Origin of the sequence: Rhizobium pantanalense, assembly GCF_030182525.1 — a bacterium.
Taxonomy (GTDB): domain Bacteria; phylum Pseudomonadota; class Alphaproteobacteria; order Rhizobiales; family Rhizobiaceae; genus Rhizobium.
Window position 1 is genome coordinate 1246204 of record NZ_JAQJCH010000001.1, and the last position, 19229, is coordinate 1265432.

A 19229-nucleotide genomic window follows, 5' to 3' on the forward strand; every position below is an offset into this window, starting at 1 on the left:
CCGCGGCACGGTTTCCTACGTTGATCCGCATCATCAGGAGATGCGGATCATGGCGCGGCTTACGCATATTTTCACTCGTTTCGCGGTTGTTGTGTCGGAATGGACCGGCAAACCGGCCATTTTCGTGCTTGCCCTGTTCTCCGTCGTTCTCTGGGGCGCGACCGGGCCAATCTTCGGCTACTCCGACACATGGCAGCTGGTCATCAACACTAGCACGACGATCGTCACCTTTCTGATGGTTTTCCTGCTCCAGAATGCACAGACGCGCGATACGCGGGCCATCCAGGCCAAGCTCAACGAACTCATCCTGACGAGCGCGGCCGAGAACCGCTTTATCGGGATCGAGAATCTCGACGAAGAGGATTTGAAGCACCTCGACCGGCTGGTCGAAAAGGCGGCAAAGCGCGAACCTGATCAACATCAGGGCAAGGCTGGCGAGAGTATCGAGCATGACCGCGCTATCGCGGCCAAATCCGCCGACAAAGGAAAGAAGCGGCGCGTCAACCGCACCGCCTCAAGCAAAGCGCAATCGAAAGCGGGAAATTCTAGCCGAAAACCCGCTTGAAGATCGTGTCGACATGCTTGGTATGATAGCCAAGGTCGAACTTTTCGCGGATATCTGCTTCCGAAAGGGCGGCGCGCACTTCCTGGTCTGCCAGAAGTTCCTCGAGGAAGTCCTTGCCTTCCTCCCAGACCTTCATGGCATTGCGCTGGACGAGGCGATAGGAATCCTCGCGGGACACGCCGGCCTGGGTCAACGCCAGAAGCACGCGCTGCGAATGAACAAGCCCGCGGAACTTGTTCAAATTCTTCATCATATTGTCCGGGTAGACGAGAAGCTTGTCGATGACGCTGGTGATGCGGGCCAGCGCGAAATCGAGAGTGACGGTCGCATCCGGGCCGATCATGCGTTCGACGGAGGAGTGCGAGATATCGCGCTCATGCCAGAGAGCGACATTCTCCATGGCCGGGATCGAATAGGAGCGGACCATGCGGGCGAGGCCCGTCAGGTTTTCCGTCAGGACCGGATTGCGCTTGTGCGGCATGGCCGACGAGCCCTTCTGGCCCGGCGAGAAATATTCTTCGGCTTCCAGAACTTCGGTGCGCTGCAGATGGCGGATTTCAGTGGCGAGACGCTCGATCGAGGAGGCGACGACGCCGAGCGTGGCGAAGAACATCGCGTGGCGGTCGCGCGGGATGACTTGTGTCGAGACCGGCTCCGGCTTCAGGCCGAGGGCGGCGGCGACATGTTCCTCAACGCGGGGGTCGATATTGGCGAAGGTGCCGACGGCACCGGAGATGGCGCAGGTGGCGACTTCCTCGCGGGCTGCGATCAGGCGCTGCTTGCAGCGCTCGAATTCGGCATAGGCGAGCGCCAGCTTGACGCCAAATGTGGTGGGTTCGGCATGGATGCCGTGCGAACGCCCGATCGTGACGGTATCCTTGTGCTCGAAGGCGCGGCGCTTCAGGGCTTCCAGCAGCTTGTCTATATCGGCGATGAGCAAGTCGCTGGCGCGCACGAGCTGGACGTTGAAGCAGGTATCGAGCACGTCCGAGGAGGTCATGCCCTGGTGGACGAAGCGGGCATCCGGACCGACGATTTCGGCCAGGTGCGTCAGGAAGGCGATGACGTCGTGCTTGGTGACGGCTTCGATCTCGTCGATGCGGGCAACGTCGAACGTCGCCTTGCCACCCTTTTCCCAGATCGTATCCGCCGCCGACTTCGGAATGACGCCGAGCGCGGCCAGCGCGTCACAGGCATGGGCCTCGATCTCGAACCAGATACGGAACTTGGTTTCGGGAGACCAGATGGCGACCATTTCCGGTCGGGAGTAGCGCGGGATCATAGGCTCAAAGCTTTCTTGGCTAACGGGACAAGGAGAACTTGGCGCCCCCATAACAAAGACGGGCGGTAATCACAATGTTTCATGGGCACAATGTTTAGCGGGACTTCAACGCGCCCGTCGCGCAAGATAGGCCGAAACGGCTGTCAGGCATAGCAGGCCGAATGGCAGAAACAAGGTCAGGCCGAGGACGGCGAACTGGTAGACGGCGCTGGCGCCGGTGAACAGGAACTGGAAGATCCAGGTAAGCGAACCGAATGGCGCGTGCCAGCGCGAATAGAACCCGCGGTAGTCCATGGCGAAGAGGAAGGCCGTCATCACCACAGTGCCGATGGAGAGGGCCAGAAAGAAGGCGGCAAAACGCGCGCTGGTCGGCCGCTGGCGGGCAAAACGCTGAGTGAGCGGCATGAGGATGAGCCAGGAGAGGGCGCCGCCGAAGAAGTAGACGAGGGTAAGCGCGCCAAGGTGGCTGGTCAGTAGCCCGTTGCGCAAATAGAGCGCCGCGATCGCCGAGGCCGCCATGGCCGCACCCCAGCAGATCGCGCTGCCGAAAACTTCAAGGCAATGCGAGGCGACGGTCCGTATCCGGCCCGTCGTCGCGATGAAGGCGTTGGTCGGGTTAGTTTGATCCAATGCGGCCTCGTTCGGCCGCCGCCCGGAGATCGCCGATCGTCTGCCTGTAGGCCTCGACCGATTCGCCCTTGAAGATCGCCGAACCGGCCACGAGAACGTTGGCACCGGAGGCCGTGATGAGAGGCGCCGTCTCAACGGAGACGCCCCCATCGACTTCCAGTTCGATCGGACGGTCACCGATCAGGGACTTGGCGTTGCGGATCTTGTCGGCCATGGCAGGGATGAATTTCTGGCCGCCAAAGCCCGGATTGACCGACATGATCAGGATCAAGTCGATATCGTCGAGGACGTTTTCCAGCACGGAAAGCGGCGTTGCCGGATTGAGGGTGACGCCGACCTTCTTGCCGAGATGGCGGATCGTCTGAAGCGAGCGATGCAGATGCACGCCGGCTTCGGCATGGACCGTGATGCGGTCGCAGCCGGCCTTGGCGAAGGCTTCCAGATAGGGGTCGGCCGGCGAGATCATCAGGTGGCAATCGAAGGTCGCGGTCGTGTAGGGACGCAGCGCTTTAATGACATCGGCGCCGAAGGAGATGTTCGGCACAAAATGGCCGTCCATGACATCGAGATGGATCCAGTCGGCGCCGGCTTTGGTCACATCCTTGACTTCCTGACCGAGCTTGGCGAAGTCGGCGGCGAGAATGGAAGGGGCAATACGGATCGGCAAGGTCATGGGTGGCTGAGCTCCAACTTATTATTTCGCGCCTGGATTACCACCGCTGCAACGGGCAAACAACCGCCAGAACGGCTTGCCTCAGTTCGATGGCGTCACCGGCACGAAGGCATTGCCCCGCCATTCCAGCAGACGATAGGGGTTTTCGGTCAATTCGTGGTTCTGTCCGAACGAGATAGGGCCGATCATTGTCTGGAAAACCATTCCCATGAGCTTTTCGGCAATGGGTTTATTGTCCGCCTTGGCGCTCTCGGCTGCCTGGCTGGCGATCTGAGTCGCTGCTGCGGCCGGCAGGGTATAGCCGTCGGGTTCGATACCGCCCGCGCGCATCGCCTGTACCGTGGGCTGGGCTGCCGGCAGGCTGGTATAATCGGGTAGCGCAATCGCCTGCACACCCTCCAGCAAGGGAAGGGGCTGATCTGCGGCGCGCATGGCATCCCCGCCCATCAAGACCAGCGGGATGTTCTCGTTCTTCGCGTCGCGGGCAATCACGGCGACATCGCTGCGGTCGCCGCCGACGAAGACGCGTGTCGCGCCAGCCTTCTTCAAGCGCCTCACGAGGGCGATCTGCTGATCCTGACCGGGGCGATAGGTATCGGTGAAGACCGGCTTTAGCCCCTTTTCCTCGAGCGCGTTGCGGATCGCGCCGACCAGTTCGCGACCGTGTATCGTACCGTCATCGATCAGCGCCATCGGTTCCGCGGCCCAATTTTTCAAAATGGTGTCGATCGCCACGGCCGCCTCGGCGCTGTCGACCGGCGCCAGGCGAAAGAGCGGCCAACCATTTTTCAACGCGTCTTCCATGAAAATACGCGAGCGCACGGAAACGGTGATGACGGGTATGCCGGCATCCTTCAGGCGCGGCAGAGCGCCCTCGAGGGTCTCCGTGCAGAGAAAGCCGATTGCGACTTGTGCCTTGGCGGCCACCAGCGCTTCGGCGGCGGCTCGACCGCCATCCTCCGTGCAAGGCTCGTTGACGACGGTCGCCGTATCCTTTTGGGCCTGGATCTGGAAATTAGCGCCGGCGATGATTTGCGCGCCGAGCGTCGCGAAATTACCGTCCTGCGGTGCCACGACGCCGATGTGAATTCCTGCGGCATAGCTGCTGCCGGCTGCCGAAAGCAGCGCAAGCAGGAGCGGAAGGCGACGCAGAACGTTCATCGATGGAGTATCCCGGACAATTTTCCTGCCCTATTTATCCGTCCGCAGGGCATCGTCAAAGAAAAAGCAGCAAAATCGCTCTGTTTTCAATAATGCTATTGTAGAAAAGCTAACATCTGGTCGTCATATTGAATGGCAGGCAAGCACGCCTCAACAAAGGAGACGGTGGTGCTAGACAGGCAACGTATGGACCCGGCGCTTTATCGCGATGCCATGAGCCGCTATGCGGGGCATGTGCAACTAGTGACGACGGCGCTCGGTGCGGAGCGGCGCGGCGTGACGATCACGGCCGCGTGCTCGGTCTCGGATAGCCCGGCGACGGTTCTGATCTGCCTCAACAACAGCAATACCAAGAACGAGATCTTTTTCAAAAGCGGCATCTTTGCCCTAAATTCGCTCGGGGCCGATCATCAAGCCCTGGCCGACGCCTTTTCCGGCAAGACGCAGCTGACCGTCGATGAACGTTTCGCTGCTGGCAAGTTCGAGACGCTGGCGACGGGTGCGCCCGTGCTTGCCGATGCTCTTGCCGCCTTCGATTGCCGCGTACTCGAGATCAAGCAGGCCTCCACGCACAACATCATCTTCGGCGAGGTGATGGCCATACGCTATAGCGAGCCGAAGCCGGCACTCCTCTATATGAACCGCGGCTATCACGCGCTATAACCCCTACAAGGGAGTTATCATGGCGGATCAGATTTTACCTTCGTTGCCGGGTTCGATCGATGAGACGATGGCGTTGCTCGGCGTTCATGACTATCTGGCAGGTCGCGCGCTCGGCACCGTTTTGTTTCTCGCATTGAAGATGAAGCGGCCGCTCTTCCTGGAGGGCGAAGCCGGCGTCGGCAAAACGGAAATCGCCAAGGTCCTGGCGAAGGCGCTCGACCGGCCGCTCATCCGGCTGCAATGCTATGAAGGGCTGGATGTTTCCTCGGCCGTCTATGAATGGAACTATCCCGCGCAGATGCTGGAAATCCGCCTTGCGGAAGCCTCCGGTCTGACCGATCGCGACCGCATTGAGGCCGATATCTTTTCCGAGCGCTATCTGATCCGCCGGCCGGTGCTGCAGGCACTGTCCGGTGTCGGTGGACGCGCGCCGGTGTTCCTGATCGACGAACTGGATCGCACCGACGAGGCTTTCGAAGCATTCCTGCTGGAAGTGCTGTCCGATTTTCAGGTGACGGTGCCGGAGCTTGGCACGATCCGCGCGGCGGAGCCTCCGATCGTCATCATCACCACCAACCGCACGCGCGAAGTTCATGACGCTCTAAAGCGGCGCTGTCTCTATCATTGGGTCGATTATCCTGAGGCCGAACAGGAGCTTGAAATCATCCGGCGCAAGGTGCCAGGCTGCAGTGAAGCACTCTCGCGCCAAATCGCCGCCTATGTGCAGAAGCTGCGTACGCTCGACCTTTTCAAGAATCCGGGCGTTGCCGAGACGATTGACTGGGCGACCGCTTTAACGGAACTCGATCGGCTGGCGCTCGATCCGGAGACTGTTTCGGATACGCTCGGCACCTTGCTAAAATATCAGGACGATATCGCCCGTATTCAGGGCGCCGAAGGCAAGCGTGTGTTGGACGAAATCAAATCCGAACTGCTTGCGGCGGGATGAGCCATGGAGCCGGGCGCGCGGGATGGCATCGTCGTTGCGCCGTCACCACCCGGTGATGGGCGTCTTGCCGATAATATCGTGCTGTTCGGCCGGGCGCTGCGCAAGGCCGGGCTGAAGATCGGACCTGGAGCGATTGCCGACGGCATAGAAGCGGTCGAGGCCATCGGGATTGGTTCTCGCGAGGAGTTTCACGCCGCCCTCTGTTCCGTCTTCGTCAAGCGGCGTGAAGATCTTGCCGTCTTCGACGAGGCGTTCCGGCTGTTCTGGCGCTCGCGCGATCTCGTCGCGAAGATGATCGCGATGATGTCGCCCGTCGCGCCCGATTATCGAGAGAAGGAAAAACCGAAACCGGGCGAAAGCCGCGCAAGTAATGCCTTGCTCAATGACCGCAACGACCAGCGGCCGTCGCGCGAGGCGCCGGATATCGAAATCGATGCGCGATTTACCAGTTCTGGCAGCGAGGTATTGCGCCATCTGGATTTCGCGCAAATGTCGGCGGCGGAAATTGCCGTCGCCAAGAAGGAACTAGGGAAGCTGCAACTGCCGCTGGACCGCGTGCTCACGCGCCGTTTCACCCCATCCCGCACAGCGGCTAAGGTCGATCCGCGCGCGACGATGCGCTCGGCCTTGCGGACAGGCGGAGTGTTGATCCTGCCGCGCTTCCGGGAACCGAAGGAAATTCAGCCGCCGCTGGTCGTGCTCGCCGATATCTCAGGCTCGATGAGCCAGTACACGCGTATCTTCCTGCATTTTCTGCACGTCCTGACCGAACGCCGCCGGCGTGTGCATACGTTTCTGTTCGGAACGCGCCTGACCAACGTCACCAGGGCGATGCGCCACAAGGACCCGGATCAAGCGCTGGACGAATGCGCCGCTGCGGTGCGCGACTGGTCGGGCGGAACGCGGATCGGCGAGACGCTGAAAGAGTTCAACAGGCTATGGGCGCGCCGCGTGCTGGGGCAGGGCGCAATCGTCCTTTTGATCACCGATGGACTGGAGCGCGAGGGCGTGGAACTGCTCAGCGCGGAGATGGATCGCCTGCACCGCTCCTGCCGGCGGCTGATCTGGCTCAATCCACTTTTGCGGTTCGAGGGTTTCGAGGCGCGCGCCCGCGGTGTGAAAGCAATGCTCCCGCATGTTGACGAATTCCGTCCCGTCCACAATCTATTATCTCTAGCCGATCTCGTATCGGCTCTCACCGCCGGCCGCGCGGATACCTATGATCCCAGGCGGTTTCTCGGCAAGCAATGAGGCTCCGATGTCTGATATATCCGAAAGTCTGGATCCGCTCGTGATTGCGGAGGAATGGGTGTCGGCAGGCCGCAACGTGGCCATGGCGACCGTTGTCGATACGTGGGGTTCCGCGCCGCGCCCGTCGGGCAGTCATCTCGTGATCGATGGTGAAGGCAATTTTCATGGGTCGGTTTCCGGCGGCTGCGTCGAAGGTGCCGTCATCACCGAGGCACTCGATGTCATCGAAACGGGCAAGTCGCGCATGCTGGAATTCGGTGTCGCCGATGAGACCGCGTGGCGGGTCGGCCTCTCCTGCGGCGGCCGTATCCGCGTCTATGTGGAAAGGCTCGGCTGATGGACCGGCAGATACTGGTGCGGCTGAACGAGATGCGGCGCAGGCGGCGGGCGGCGATCCTTGTTACCGATCTCTCCGGAGGGCCGGATCGGCTGATCGTCGAAGGTGATGCGCTGGAAGGCGTGCTCGCCAATGCCGCTTCAGCCGCATTCCGTTCGGGCAAGTCCGCAGCGCTCGAGATAGACGGACAGAGCTTGTTCTTCAACGTGCATCTGCCGCCGCCGCGCGTCGTCATCATCGGCGCCGTCCATATCAGTCAGATTCTAGCGCGCATGGCGGCGCTTGCGGGCTTCGACGTGACGATCATCGATCCGCGCACCGCCTTTGCAACGCCGGAGCGCTTCGAGGGCATCGACCTCGTCGCGGATTGGCCGGTCGATGCGCTGAAGGAGCGGCCGCTCGACAGCTATATGGCGCTCGTCGCCGTAACCCATGATCCCAAGATCGACGACGAGCCAATCATTCAGGCGCTGAAGACGAACTGTTTCTATGTCGGCGCGCTCGGCAGCCGCAAGACGCATGCCAGTCGCTTGGAACGCCTGAAGCGGGAAGGCGTGGGCGAAGCCGAGCTTGCCCGCATCCACGCGCCTATCGGGCTTCCCATCGGCGCCGCAAGTCCGGCCGAGATCGCGGTCGCCATTCTGGCAGAGATCATTGGTTCGCTTCGCGGCAGGGATGTCTCATCGCCAAAAGGCGCTGCGCTATGATCTTCGGTGAATTTTTGACAGCGGAGGCGGAGGGTGCTGTTCTCGCGCATTCCGTCCGGCTGGCCGATGGTGGCTTTTCCAAGGGACATCGCCTTGTCGGCGGAGACATCGAACGGCTTGTCGCCGCCGGAGTTGACCGCGTTATTGCTGCGCGCATCGAGCCGGGCGACCTCATGGAAGACGAGGCGGCCGAGCAGCTGGCGCGGGCCATCGCCCCCGATCATCTGACTTTTTCTGAAGCCGCGACGGGACGGGTGAACGTCCATAGCGCCGTCGACGGCCTATTCGTTGCAAATCGCATAGCGGTCGATCGTGTCAACAATCTCGATCCGGCGATCACCCTTGCCTGTCTTGCAGACCATGTACCTGTGCGAGCAGGCGACATGGTGGCGACCTTCAAGATCATTCCGCTTGCCGTTTCCGGAGCCAAAATCGCTGCTGGTGTTGAAATTCTCCGGCGGATGCCGGTTTTCGAGGTCAAGCCCTTCATGCCGCATGCCGTTTCGCTTGTCGCCACGGAGCTGCCATCGCTGAAGGCCTCGGTCATGGACAAGACTGCACGCATCCTGTCGCAGCGGCTGCAGCCTTCAAGCAGTGTGCTGCAGCGGGAAGAGCGTGTCGCCCATAAGGCAGACGCGGTTGCCGATGCGATCCGTCGGGCTCTCGCGGCCCAGGATCGGCTCGCGAAGCTGGTAATCGTTTTCGGGGCGTCGGCAGTCATCGATGCTGGCGACGTCATTCCGGAGGCGATCCGGCTTGCCGGCGGCGAGGTCATTCAGGTCGGCATGCCTGTCGATCCGGGTAATCTGCTGGTGCTTGGCAGGGTGGGCGACGTTTATGTCGTCGGGGCGCCGGGATGCGCGCGCAGCCCAAAGGAGAATGGCTTCGATTGGGTGCTGGATCGCATATTAGCCGGCGAACAACCGACGCGGCAGGATATCACTGGCATGGGCGTTGGAGGGTTGCTCATGGAAATTCAGTCACGTCCACGGCCGCGCGACATTGTCAATAAACCGCCGTCGGCGATATCGATTGCTATCGTCCTGTTGGCTGCGGGAAAGGCGAGCCGCATGGGCGAGGGGGGCTCACACAAGCTTTTGGCGGAATTCGATGGCGTGGCGCTGGTACGCCGTTCGGCGTCTATCGCCATTGCAAGCGGTGTATCGGATATTGTCGTCGTCACAGGGCATCGGCGCGATGAGATCGAAACCGCACTCAATGGTCTCGCCGTCGAAGCGGTATTCAATCCGGATTATGGCTCGGGCATGGCCAGTTCGCTGGTTGCAGGTGTCGGCACACGGGCAGCACGGAGTGCTGATGGCGTCCTCGTCATGCTGGCCGATATGCCCGGTGTCACCAGCGACGATCTGAAAGCCTTGATGGCGGCTTTCCGGGAGGCGAACGGCCAGGCGATCGTGCGGGCGGTATCGGGCGGCAAGCGTGGCAATCCCGTCATCCTGCCGCGGTCCGTGTTGAATGCCGTGATGCGGCTGGAGGGCGATGTGGGGGCACGGCATATCATCGAGACATCGGGACTTACGGTCGTTGACGTCGAGATCGGCGAGGCGGCACATCTCGATGTTGATACGCCTGAGGCCGTTGTCGCGGCCGGCGGGATTTTGAAGGGGTAGGAATGGACAATATCGATATCGAGGAGATGTTTCAGTCGCTCGGGCCGATCACCATCAAACGGATGTTCGGCGGCAAGGGAATCTACCATATGGGGCGCATCCTGGCGCTCGAAGTGGATGACGAGATTCTCCTGAAAGCGGACGATGCGAGTGCCTCCCAATTTGAGGCCGCCGGGGCGCGGCGCTGGGCCTACGAAGGCAAGAAGGGCAAGGCCATCAACATGCCCTATTGGTCGATACCCGACGATGCGTTCGATAATCCGGATGAAATGGCGCGTTGGGTGCGGCTTGCCTATGAGGCTGCGCTTAGGTCGGATAAATAGGCGTCAGCGGAAATCTGCTTCGCTTAAATGGGCGATCGTCGCCTTGGCGAATTCCGAAAGCTGAGCCGGCAGCTCGCCGTGGCTGAACCAGCCAAAATCGGAGAGCTTGTCCGGCTCCATCAGGCGCGGTTCGCCGGAAAAGTCTCTGCAGATATAGATCAGCGAGATCCAGTGCTGGTTGTCGGCCTCGATGATGACTTCTTCAGTGCAGAGATAATCGATTTCACCGATGGCGAGGCCGCTTTCCTCTTCCGCTTCGCGGATCGCGGCCCTGGCGGCGGGTTCCATATGATCGACCTTGCCGCCGACGATGCTCCAGCATCCGGCTTCCGGTGCCTTGAGGCGCCGGTAGAGCAAGATCTTGCCGTCGCGCAAGATTGCGAGACCGGTTCCTAATCCTGGGAAATCGATGCCGGGCTTGCCCATGTCGGGATTCCGAGATTTGCCGCGACTTCCGTCACAGTGGTTCGGATCGGCGGCAGGTGGATATTGTCAGCCCTTGGCGTTTGCCACGATGAGCATGAAAGCCGGGATATCGTCGCCGAAGCCGACCGGCGTTGGGCCGTCGTCCTGATCGCGATAGCGGTTGCGGCGCTCACGGTGATCGTCATTGGCAGCAGGGAAGGGCCGGTGGCTGTTGCGAGAACCGTTATGGGATCTGTTATTGTTGTTCTCAGACTTGCGCTCGTTCTTCACGCTTTCGGCCTTTGCTGCTGCTGCTTCGATCGCTACGACGTCATTATCCTCGACGTCGATATCAGATTTATGACTCGAGGCGTTGCGGCCTCCACGGCTGCGATCCCGATCGCGGCCCTTGCCCTTCTGGTCGCGGCGGCGGGACGAACGATTGTCGTCGCTGCTCTCGTCTGCGGGCGGCAGAGCCGAAAGGTCGCCGTTCAGCCACTGAACGTCTTCACCGATCAGTTTTTCGATTGCGTCGACATGCTTGGTGTCGCGCTTCGTGACGATGGTGAAAGCGGCGCCGGAGCGGCCGGCCCGGCCTGTGCGGCCGATGCGGTGAACGTAATCTTCCGAATGGATCGGAACATCGAAATTGAAGACGTGGCTGACATCGGGGATGTCGAGGCCGCGCGCTGCGACGTCGGAGGCAACAAGCAACTGCAGGTTTCCATCCTTGAAGTTCTGCAGCATGGTCATACGCGAGCGCTGGTCCATGTCACCATGCAGTGCACCGGCGGAAAAGCCGTGGCGGTCCAGCGAACGGAAAAGATCGGAAACATCCTTCTTGCGATTGCAGAAGATGATCGCGTTCTTCAAATCCGTCTGGGCACGGATGAGATCGCGCAGCGTGGCGCGCTTCTCATAATCCTTGCCATGCGAAGCGACGAAGCGCTGCGTCACGGTCTTGGCAGTCGATGCTGGCTTGGCGACTTCAACGCGTTCCGGGTTTTGCAGGAAGCGATCGGCCAGCTTCTGGATTTCCGGCGGCATCGTTGCCGAGAAGAACAGTGTCTGACGCGTAAAGGGGATGAGCTTGGCGATGCGCTCGATATCGGGGATGAAACCCATGTCGAGCATACGGTCGGCTTCGTCGATGACGAAGATCTCGACGGCGCTCATCAGCAGCTTGCCGCGTTCGAAATGGTCCAGCAGACGTCCGGGCGTGCAGATCAGCACATCGGCGCCACGTTCCAGCTTGCGATCCTGCTCTTCGAAGGAAACGCCACCGATCAGAAGAGCGATGTTCAGGCGATGGTTCTTGCCGTATTTTTCGAAGTTTTCGGCGACCTGCGCCGCGAGTTCGCGTGTCGGCTCCAGAATAAGCGTCCGCGGCATGCGGGCGCGTGCGCGGCCCTTTTCGAGCAGCGTCAGCATGGGCAGCACGAAGGACGCGGTCTTGCCAGTCCCCGTCTGGGCAATGCCGCAGATGTCACGGCGCTGAAGCGCAAAGGGGATTGCACCGGCCTGGATAGGAGTCGGTGTGGTGTAGCCCGCGTCAGTCACCGCGGAAAGGACTTTTTGGCTCAGGCCAAGGTCAGCAAATGTTGTCAAAGGGAAATCTAATTCCGTCTTGGTTCAGTCGAACGCCATGAGTCGACACGCAGGAGCGTGCCGCAATGCAGCGCGACATAGAACCAAATACCCGTGAAGTCAAGGAAAGCAGGCGCTTCAACAGGCCTGAAGTTCATTCATAACGCAATTTTCGGATTAGTGCGATCTTTGTTGCGCGTTTGTCACAATTCCCGCAGCTAAATTGCGCCCAATCCGCTGATGTAACTTGCGAGTTTCGTGCCGGCACCGATGAAATACATCGGGTCTATGGGATGTCCGTTCTCGCGCACTTCATAATGCAGATGTGTTCCTGTCGAGCGCCCGGTGCTCCCGGCAAGACCGATCGCATCGCCGGCGCCGACCTTGTCGCCGACTTTGACGAGCACCTGTTCCATATGCCCATAGCGGGTGGAGATGCCGTCGCCGTGGTCGATCTCCACCATGTTGCCGTACCCGCCAGTCCAGCCCGCCGAAACCACTTTGCCGGGGGCGGTGGCCTTGATCCTCTCACCGGGGCTGAAATGAAAATCCGTGCCGGTGTGGAGGGCCAGCGTGCCAAAGAAGGGATCCTTGCGGTTACCGAAAGGGCTGGTAATGAGCTTGCCCGGCGCCGGGTTGCGGAAAGGCAAGCTTTCGGCGGCACCCCGCACGGTTTCCAGATGCGTCAAAGCGGTATCGAGCTCCGCCATGGATCGTTCGAACTGATCGACATTCTCAGGCGGAACATAGGGGCCCCCAACGCCGCCATCCGTGTCTTCACGAGCAGTATTGGCGACCTCGTTTTGAACCCTGATCCCGACGTTCTGCATGATCGATTGGATCTCGTTGGCGGTTTCTGACGCGCCAGCGGTGAGATTGCGGATCCGGGATAATTGATCCTGCTCTATGTGCTTCAGCGACAGCGTCACCTTCGAAAAGACGCGATCGGCGCGGTCGGCGACGGTTTCGGGGGCCGGGACATAGGCAAGCGCGGAGTTGTCGGGTGGGGCGTCAGCCGGCGTGCCGCTCAGGAGAAGCTTTTCGATTGCCTTGGGTGACGTCAGCTGGACATGTTCATTCTTAGGCGCAGCAGCATTGGCATCTGGATGCGCGCTCTTGTCGGTCAGGCCGGAGTTTTCTGCGCGGTCGAGAAGAGTGCTGAGCTTGCCGTTGCGTGAGGAGAGTTGCTGTTGCTGCTCGATCAACTTGTCAACCTTCTCCTCCACGACCTGCTGATCCAGGAGCTGGCGGGAGGTGACGCGGTCGACCTGGGCGCGCAGGGCGGCGATGCGATCTTCATAGTCATATTGCATGCGCGCCTGGCGGGCCATCGTGGCACCGATGAGATCGTCACGCAGGACCAGGTAGGAGGTCGCAAGGAGATAGCCGATCGAGAAGACCCCGACCATACAGACGGCGACCGCGGCCATCCATGGGCGCACCGTCATATGTCGCACCGTATCGCCGCTAGCGAGGATAATAGTGTGATGTCGCTTTTGCTTGCCGAAAACCCGGTTTTGAGGCTTTGCTGTCACCGAGACTCTCCCAATCGGTGCGTTCTGGCACCCAATGGAAGTACACGGCATTATGGTTAACGAATGCTTTCTATTGCAGTATTAGATGCCGGAAAAAGCCATTTTGCGGTAGTATATCAAGCATTGCTTGTAGATGTCAGTGAACGGTAGAAGGAAGGTGTCAGCCCGGCTTCTGCCCGGGCGATATCGTTGAACGGTGCCTTCAGCGAGCCCCGAAAATTAGCGCGCACCAGCTCTTGGAAGGTTCGGGCCGGATCGCGCTTTTCCCGCGCACACAGGAAGCGAAACCATTTCGCACCGACGGCAACATGGCCTTTCTCGTCATTATAGATGACGTCGAGTACGGCGGCGCTCTCCAGATCGCCGGTTTCGCGCATCTTTGCCTGAAGGGCCGGCGTCACGTCCAAACCTCTCGCTTCGAGGATCAGAGGCACGACCGCCAGGCGCGCGGTCAGATCGGTGCGGGTCGCATGGGCCGCCTGCCACAGACCGTCGTGGGCTGGCAGATCGCCATAATCTGCACCCAACTCGCGCAGGCGCGCCCGCACCATGCGAAAATGCTTGGCCTCTTCGAAGGCAACCTGCATCCAGCCGTCGAAGAAGGAATTGGGAACCGGGCCGGTTGCAAAGCGCGCGACGATATCGAGCGCCAGATCGACGGCATTCAGCTCGATATGGGCAATGGCATGCAACAATGCGATGCGGCCCTTGAGCGTATGCAGCGAGCGCTTCTCCATGTTTTTCGGCGGCACAAGCTCCGGCTTTTCGGGCCGGCCGGGCCGATCGGCGAGCGGCGGGTCGAGCGGCGAACGCAGCGACAGGGTGCGGGCAAACCAGCGTGTTGCCGATTCCTGGGCGAGCTCGGTCTTCATATCGAGATCGGCCGAACGGATGGCGGCGATGGCGCCCCCGCGCAGCGACGTGATGGTTTCGGGACTGCCGGACATACCGTCAGAGTTCCCTGGCAGCGGCCAGGACGGCTTCGGCGTGTCCAGCGACCTTAACCTTGTCCCATATTGCCGCGATGCGCCCATCGGCGCCGATCAGGAAGGTTGAGCGCACGACACCCATATAGGTGCGGCCATACATGCTTTTTTCGCGCCAGACGCCATAGGCCGTTGCCATGATCTTTTCTTCGTCTGAGGCGAGTGGCACGGAAAGCGCATGTTTGCTGACGAATTTGTCATGGCTTTTTACCGTGTCAGGCGAGACGCCGAGGAGAGAGACGCCGCACTTTGCGAAATCGGCTGACAGTGCCGTGAAGGTAATCGATTCTGTCGTGCAGGCGGTCGTATCATCCTTGGGGTAGAAATAGATCACCAGCGGCTTGCCGGCAAAATCGGCAAGGCGAACGCGATCGCCGCCATCGCGCGGGAGATCGAAATCCGGCGCCTTGTCACCGATGTTCAGTTGAATCGGAAAAACTTCCGCCACGGGAAAACCTTTCTTTTGCCGGTTTTTTAGATGACACTTGAGGGAAGGCATATATACTGCTCGCGTGTGCCGTCCAATGGGACGCAGCGTCACCAACAAAATTGTATAAGCGAAAGGCACGCGCAGGAGTGATCCGAGGCGAAAAGGTAACATTCCGCAAAAAGGATCTCGTGTCGCTCGACCATCTGCCGTCCGCTCAGGTCGAAGATCCGTTGATCGTGCATGTGCCGGAGCGCGTTCGCCGCAAGCGCTCGCATGTTTGGCACGTCTGCCGCATGACGTTGGTTTTCTTTGCCTTTCTCGCCATCATTCTCGGTGCCGTCATCGCGACCATCGAAGGCGGCATCTTCGATGCGCCGCTGTCGCAGAAGGCGCAAACCGCCCTCGATCAGGCGATCGGCCCGCGTTACAAGGCAGAGGTCGGCGCGACCGTGATCCGCTTTACCTCCGACCTGCGCCTGGCGCTGGAGGCCCGCGACGTCAATGTCGTCGATCAGGAGAGCGGCAAGCATCTGTCGACGATGTCAGCCGTCAACATGGAGTTAGACCCGCTGGCCCTCATCGAGGGCAGGGTGGAAGTGGCAAGTGTAGCGGCAGAGGGGATCGCGCTCGATACTTCGCTGCTGCCGCAAGGCGACCCGGTGGATTTGACCGCCTTGCGCGTCGATGCCTTGCCCAAGGCCCTGAATGCGGCCTTCGACAATCTCGATTTCCTCGAACATTTCGTCCAGCGCGGCGGCACGAATTCCGTGCGCATTTCCGGCTTCTCGATGAAGCTGGCGCGACAGGACGGTGATCCGATCTCCCTCGTCGTCGACAACCTCACATTCGAGCGGGCGGCGCCGAATTCTCTGCATCTCTATGGCCAGGTCGCGCTTAATGGGTCGGTAGCGCTCCTTGACGTGAGGGCGGATCAAAATGAGGCCGGTCATAGCTCGTCGCTAGCGGCGAGGATATCCAATCTCGATCTCAAGCCCCTCACAATGACCTATGATCCGAACGGGACGCCACGGCAGGGTCTGACGACCTTCGGAGAGGTCACGCTTTCGGCCGTCAAGGGCCAGGCAGGCGTCGATCCGAAGCTGAGCGCAACCATCCATGTCCAGCCCGGCATCCTCTATATGGACCATGATGCGCAGGAGTTGACGCAGGCCAATATCAACCTCGCCTACAACTTCGATCACCAGACCCTGGAGATTGCGCCATCAAAAGCGCAGTTTCTCGGAACGATCGCGCCCTTTTCCGGCGCGGTCATCGATCTCGATCGTGTCGACGCCAGTGCAGGCAAGGGTTTCGGCATCGATTTCGTGATCAAGAACGGTGTTGCCGCTTCGTCTCTCTCGGGGGAAAAGCCTGTCAGCTTCGATGGTCGCGCCACAGGGCGATTCTTTTCCGCAACTAAGGAATTTCAGTTCGACAATCTCGGTATATCGACGCCGCAAGGCGCGCTTTTCGGCTCTCTGCATATGAAACTCGGCGACAGCTCGCCGGAGATCAGTTTTGGTGGCCGTGCGGACAAACTCGACACAACTGTTGTCAAGCAGCTTTGGCCTTTCTGGATGGCTTCGAAACCCAGGGTCTGGGTCGAGGGCAATCTTTTCGGTGGCTCGGTGACCAATGCCGCTATATCGGTCTTCATTCCGGCCGGACGACTGCGTGAGGCGGCGCAGACCGGCAAGCTGCAGCTTGGCAAAAACGAGCTGCATATCGCCTTCGACATAGATGGCGCACGGATGAACGTTCCCGGTGAAATTCCGCCGTTGCGCGATACCAAGGCTCATTTCGATCTGACCGGTCCGAATATGGTCGTCGATATCGCCACGGCCACCTCCTATTTTCCGACAGGTCGCACGATCACGCTGAGTGACAGCAGCTTCTCGATCCCGGCGACCTACGACAAGCCGCTGATGGCCGATCTTGATTTGACGATTTCAGGCTCCGGCGATGCGATCGGCGAACTTCTGACCTACAAACCTCTGGAGGTGCTGCAGCGGACCGAGTTCAAGCCGGAGGATTTCAACGGCAAGATCGTCGCCAAAGTCGATGCCAGGATAGGGCTCATCAAAGATCAGCAGCCGCCCCCGCCGGAGTGGCAGGCGAAGCTCAATCTCGACAATGTCGATCTGCTGAAGCCGATGAACAATCGGAAGATCGACAATCTGACCGGGGTGATTTCGGCCGATCCGCAATCCGTGCATCTGCAAGCCCAGGCCCAGATCGACAGTATTCCGGCCCAAATCGACATGGTGGAGCCGACCGACAGCAAATCGACAGTCAAGCGCGCCCGCGTGATCACGGCAACGCTGACCGATGCGCAACGCAATACCGTTCTGCCCGGACTTCGGGATATAGTTGATGGGCCTGTCAAAGTGGAGTTGACGCGCATCGACGACGATCGCCAGGGCGTCAAGGTCGATCTCGGCAAAGCGGCTCTGACCGTGCCTTGGGTCGGCTGGTCGAAGGGCAGCGGCATTGCGGCGACTGCGCAGTTCGAGGCCTCCGGTCCGGAGAACCAGACGGCGCTCAAGAATTTCACGCTCAAGGGCGATGGGTTCGGTGCCAGCGGCGATCTTCTGATCAGCAAGGGGAGCCTCACCTCGGCAAGCTTCGACAACGTGAAGCTCTCGGCGCTCGATGATTTTGCGCTTTCGCTGAAGCGGGGCAAGGGTGGCGGCTACGATGTGGCGATATCGGGCAATTCCGCCGACATACGTCCGATCCTTGCGCGCCTGAAGGCGTCCACATCGGGCGGCCAGCAGAGTTCGGACGGAGACGCTTCGGCGAGCGCGACCGTTCGCGCCAATCTCGACAAGGTCATCGGCTTCAATGATGAGACCATCGGCAATGTCAAGGGCGTCTATTCGATCGCCGGCGGCAAGACGACGGCTGCGGACTTTTCCGGCGTGACCCGTAGCGGCGAAGCGCTCGTTACCCAGATGAGCAAAGGCGCCAACGGCGTCATCCGTATCACCAGCGGCGATGCCGGTGCCGTTGCGCGCTTCACCGATCTCTACAGGCATCTACAAGGTGGGTTGCTCAATCTGTCGCTGCGCTCGATCGGGCAGGATAACTGGGACGGCTCGCTCGATATCCGTAACTTCTCGATCATCGACGACAAGAAACTCTCGACCATCGTATCGACGCCGAGCGGAAAGAACGGCAAGAGCCTGAATTCGGCTGTGAAGCAGAATATCGATACGCGTTCGCAGAGTTTCGAGCGCGGCTTTGCGCGGCTGGTGATGCACGATGGGGTGCTCTCCGTCGAAAATGGCGTGGTTCGCGGCGTGCAGGTCGGGGCGACGTTCCAAGGCGTGCTGAAGGACGCCAATGGAAAGATGGACATGACGGGAACCTTCATGCCCGCCTACGGCCTGAACCGGCTGTTCGCGGAAGTTCCGATCGTCGGCTTCATCCTGGGCAATGGCAGCGATCGCGGCCTGATCGGTATTACCTTCAGATTGACCGGTACGATCGAGAAATCGAACCTGCAGATCAATCCTCTCTCGATCATCGCGCCGGGCGTTTTCAGGCAGATATTTGAGTATTAAGGAAGCGCGGAGCCGAGGCTGCTGTCTTTCGATAGTGGAGAGGTTGTAAGGCGAACTATCTTTCTTCCGCCAATCGCTCTCGTATGCGTTCCGGCCCGCCGTTCATGCGCTGTGCGAATGGTCGATCGGGGTCCACGATACGCCAAAACGGAGCCGTGCCGTTTTGACTGATCTGCACCAAATGTCGCTGAACGGTGACAGGGCAGCAGGCATCGGCGCCATATTGTCTGGCAAGTGCCTGTCTTATTCCCGCAATATCGGATAATTGGCCCGGAGGCGCTGCCCAGAGGGCGCGGGAGAGCATCTCCTCGCTGGGAATCAACATGCTTTGCGTGAGGCTTCGGCCTTTGCGCCTCGTCTTGATCACCGGCACTTCATCCATAATCCACCTCCGAGCGTGCGATCTGAACTGAGGACGAATAGGCAGGCCGTAATCCGACATGGGGATGAAAAAATCATCCGGCCAGCGTTGATAATACTATGCATCCGTGCTGACCCAAACGATAAAGCCGGCGCGAGGGCGCCGGCTCTCTTCGTCTCTTCCTATT

General features: G+C 60.2%; 19 protein-coding genes and 1 pseudogene. 9 read left to right on the plus strand and 11 right to left on the minus strand.

Annotated features, from left to right (window positions below; genetic code table 11):
- Positions 1 to 49 precede the first annotated feature (49 nt).
- Entirely contained in the window at positions 50 to 565 is a 516-nt protein-coding gene (locus PH558_RS05910; protein ID WP_095435001.1) for a low affinity iron permease family protein, read from the plus strand.
- On the opposite strand, the gene purB is transcribed toward PH558_RS05910, so the two are convergent.
- The 4 genes from purB to PH558_RS05930 form a co-directional block, all read right to left on the minus strand.
- Complete coding sequence (purB, locus tag PH558_RS05915; RefSeq protein WP_092716414.1) at positions 546 to 1847, minus strand: adenylosuccinate lyase; 1302 nt, start codon at positions 1845 to 1847, stop codon at positions 546 to 548. The genes PH558_RS05910 and purB overlap by 20 nt on opposite strands.
- 105 nt (positions 1848 to 1952) lie before the next feature.
- On the minus strand, positions 1953 to 2477 hold the full coding sequence (locus tag PH558_RS05920) for a hypothetical protein (RefSeq protein ID WP_285202663.1): 525 nt from the start codon (positions 2475 to 2477) through the stop codon (positions 1953 to 1955).
- Positions 2464 to 3150: a ribulose-phosphate 3-epimerase gene (gene rpe / locus PH558_RS05925; RefSeq protein WP_113410271.1), complete on the minus strand. Its 687-nt coding sequence runs from the start codon at positions 3148 to 3150 to the stop codon at positions 2464 to 2466. Before rpe ends, PH558_RS05920 begins: the two co-directional genes overlap by 14 nt.
- An 81-nt stretch (positions 3151 to 3231) precedes the next feature.
- Positions 3232 to 4311: a branched-chain amino acid ABC transporter substrate-binding protein gene (locus tag PH558_RS05930; RefSeq protein ID WP_285202664.1), complete on the minus strand. Its 1080-nt coding sequence runs from the start codon at positions 4309 to 4311 to the stop codon at positions 3232 to 3234.
- Positions 4312 to 4479: 168 nt separating this feature from the next.
- Between PH558_RS05930 and PH558_RS05935 the strand changes: the two genes are divergently transcribed.
- From PH558_RS05935 to PH558_RS05965, 7 genes are read left to right on the plus strand one after another with little or no spacing between them, the layout of a single operon-like run.
- On the plus strand, positions 4480 to 4974 hold the full coding sequence (locus PH558_RS05935; RefSeq protein WP_095436284.1) for a flavin reductase: 495 nt from the start codon (positions 4480 to 4482) through the stop codon (positions 4972 to 4974).
- A 19-nt stretch (positions 4975 to 4993) separates the two neighbouring features.
- Complete coding sequence (locus PH558_RS05940) at positions 4994 to 5923, plus strand: AAA family ATPase (protein WP_113410269.1); 930 nt, start codon at positions 4994 to 4996, stop codon at positions 5921 to 5923.
- A gap of 3 nt (positions 5924 to 5926) precedes the next feature.
- The gene (locus PH558_RS05945) at positions 5927 to 7174 is read left to right on the plus strand and encodes a vWA domain-containing protein (RefSeq protein WP_285202668.1); all 1248 of its coding nucleotides are present in this window, start codon (positions 5927 to 5929) and stop codon (positions 7172 to 7174) included.
- Between the two features lie 7 nt (positions 7175 to 7181).
- Positions 7182 to 7511, plus strand: a complete 330-nt coding sequence (locus PH558_RS05950; protein WP_015340028.1) for an XdhC family protein — start codon at positions 7182 to 7184, stop codon at positions 7509 to 7511.
- A complete protein-coding gene (locus PH558_RS05955; protein ID WP_113410267.1) occupies positions 7511 to 8218 on the plus strand; it encodes an XdhC family protein in 708 nt (235 codons plus the stop codon). Before PH558_RS05950 ends, PH558_RS05955 begins: the two co-directional genes overlap by 1 nt.
- Positions 8215 to 9849 carry a molybdopterin-binding/glycosyltransferase family 2 protein gene (locus tag PH558_RS05960; protein WP_285202671.1) on the plus strand — a complete coding sequence of 545 codons (1635 nt, stop codon included), beginning with the start codon at positions 8215 to 8217 and terminating at the stop codon, positions 9847 to 9849. The genes PH558_RS05955 and PH558_RS05960 overlap by 4 nt, the downstream gene beginning before the upstream one ends.
- 2 nt (positions 9850 to 9851) lie before the next feature.
- A complete protein-coding gene (locus PH558_RS05965; RefSeq protein ID WP_285202675.1) occupies positions 9852 to 10172 on the plus strand; it encodes a TfoX/Sxy family protein in 321 nt (106 codons plus the stop codon).
- Positions 10173 to 10175: 3 nt separating this feature from the next.
- On the opposite strand, the gene PH558_RS05970 is transcribed toward PH558_RS05965, so the two are convergent.
- From PH558_RS05970 to PH558_RS05990, 6 genes and pseudogenes are all read right to left on the minus strand, one after another.
- Positions 10176 to 10598 (minus strand): NUDIX domain-containing protein, encoded by a 423-nt coding sequence (locus PH558_RS05970; RefSeq protein WP_285202676.1) that lies wholly within the window; start codon positions 10596 to 10598, stop codon positions 10176 to 10178.
- Positions 10599 to 10664: 66 nt separating this feature from the next.
- The gene (locus PH558_RS05975) at positions 10665 to 12185 is read right to left on the minus strand and encodes a DEAD/DEAH box helicase (RefSeq protein WP_285202679.1); all 1521 of its coding nucleotides are present in this window, start codon (positions 12183 to 12185) and stop codon (positions 10665 to 10667) included.
- A 197-nt stretch (positions 12186 to 12382) separates the two neighbouring features.
- Complete coding sequence (locus PH558_RS34355; protein WP_483314130.1) at positions 12383 to 12994, minus strand: M23 family metallopeptidase; 612 nt, start codon at positions 12992 to 12994, stop codon at positions 12383 to 12385.
- Between the two features lie 59 nt (positions 12995 to 13053).
- Positions 13054 to 13612, minus strand: a pseudogene (locus PH558_RS34360) (M23 family peptidase); the annotation flags it as partial.
- Positions 13613 to 13815: 203 nt separating this feature from the next.
- Positions 13816 to 14646, minus strand: coding sequence for a ferritin-like domain-containing protein (locus tag PH558_RS05985; RefSeq protein ID WP_113410261.1), 831 nt, complete (start codon positions 14644 to 14646; stop codon positions 13816 to 13818).
- A 4-nt stretch (positions 14647 to 14650) separates the two neighbouring features.
- Positions 14651 to 15133, minus strand: coding sequence for a peroxiredoxin (locus tag PH558_RS05990; protein WP_113410260.1), 483 nt, complete (start codon positions 15131 to 15133; stop codon positions 14651 to 14653).
- Positions 15134 to 15261: 128 nt separating this feature from the next.
- On the opposite strand from PH558_RS05990, the gene PH558_RS05995 reads away from it, so the two are divergent.
- Positions 15262 to 18681, plus strand: a complete 3420-nt coding sequence (locus tag PH558_RS05995; RefSeq protein ID WP_285202684.1) for a YhdP family protein — start codon at positions 15262 to 15264, stop codon at positions 18679 to 18681.
- Between the two features lie 55 nt (positions 18682 to 18736).
- Here the strand turns inward: PH558_RS05995 and PH558_RS06000 are convergent, their stop codons facing one another.
- Complete coding sequence (locus PH558_RS06000; RefSeq protein WP_095434986.1) at positions 18737 to 19063, minus strand: hypothetical protein; 327 nt, start codon at positions 19061 to 19063, stop codon at positions 18737 to 18739.
- Between the last annotated feature and the right edge of the window lie 166 nt (positions 19064 to 19229).

Bases quoted from the DNA above. Each gene is read 5' to 3' on its own strand.
- PH558_RS05910 (WP_095435001.1), top strand. From the start codon at position 50: ATGGCGCGGCTTACGCATATTTTCACTCGTTTCGCGGTTGTTGTGTCG.
- purB (WP_092716414.1), bottom strand. From the start codon at position 1,847: ATGATCCCGCGCTACTCCCGACCGGAAATGGTCGCCATCTGGTCTCCC.
- rpe (WP_113410271.1), bottom strand. From the start codon at position 3,150: ATGACCTTGCCGATCCGTATTGCCCCTTCCATTCTCGCCGCCGACTTC.
- PH558_RS05930 (WP_285202664.1), bottom strand. From the start codon at position 4,311: ATGAACGTTCTGCGTCGCCTTCCGCTCCTGCTTGCGCTGCTTTCGGCA.
- PH558_RS05940 (WP_113410269.1), top strand. From the start codon at position 4,994: ATGGCGGATCAGATTTTACCTTCGTTGCCGGGTTCGATCGATGAGACG.
- PH558_RS05945 (WP_285202668.1), top strand. From the start codon at position 5,927: ATGGAGCCGGGCGCGCGGGATGGCATCGTCGTTGCGCCGTCACCACCC.
- PH558_RS05950 (WP_015340028.1), top strand. From the start codon at position 7,182: ATGTCTGATATATCCGAAAGTCTGGATCCGCTCGTGATTGCGGAGGAA.
- PH558_RS05955 (WP_113410267.1), top strand. From the start codon at position 7,511: ATGGACCGGCAGATACTGGTGCGGCTGAACGAGATGCGGCGCAGGCGG.
- PH558_RS05960 (WP_285202671.1), top strand. From the start codon at position 8,215: ATGATCTTCGGTGAATTTTTGACAGCGGAGGCGGAGGGTGCTGTTCTC.
- PH558_RS05965 (WP_285202675.1), top strand. From the start codon at position 9,852: ATGGACAATATCGATATCGAGGAGATGTTTCAGTCGCTCGGGCCGATC.
- PH558_RS05970 (WP_285202676.1), bottom strand. From the start codon at position 10,598: ATGGGCAAGCCCGGCATCGATTTCCCAGGATTAGGAACCGGTCTCGCA.
- PH558_RS34355 (WP_483314130.1), bottom strand. From the start codon at position 12,994: ATGCAGAACGTCGGGATCAGGGTTCAAAACGAGGTCGCCAATACTGCT.
- PH558_RS05985 (WP_113410261.1), bottom strand. From the start codon at position 14,646: ATGTCCGGCAGTCCCGAAACCATCACGTCGCTGCGCGGGGGCGCCATC.
- PH558_RS06000 (WP_095434986.1), bottom strand. From the start codon at position 19,063: ATGGATGAAGTGCCGGTGATCAAGACGAGGCGCAAAGGCCGAAGCCTC.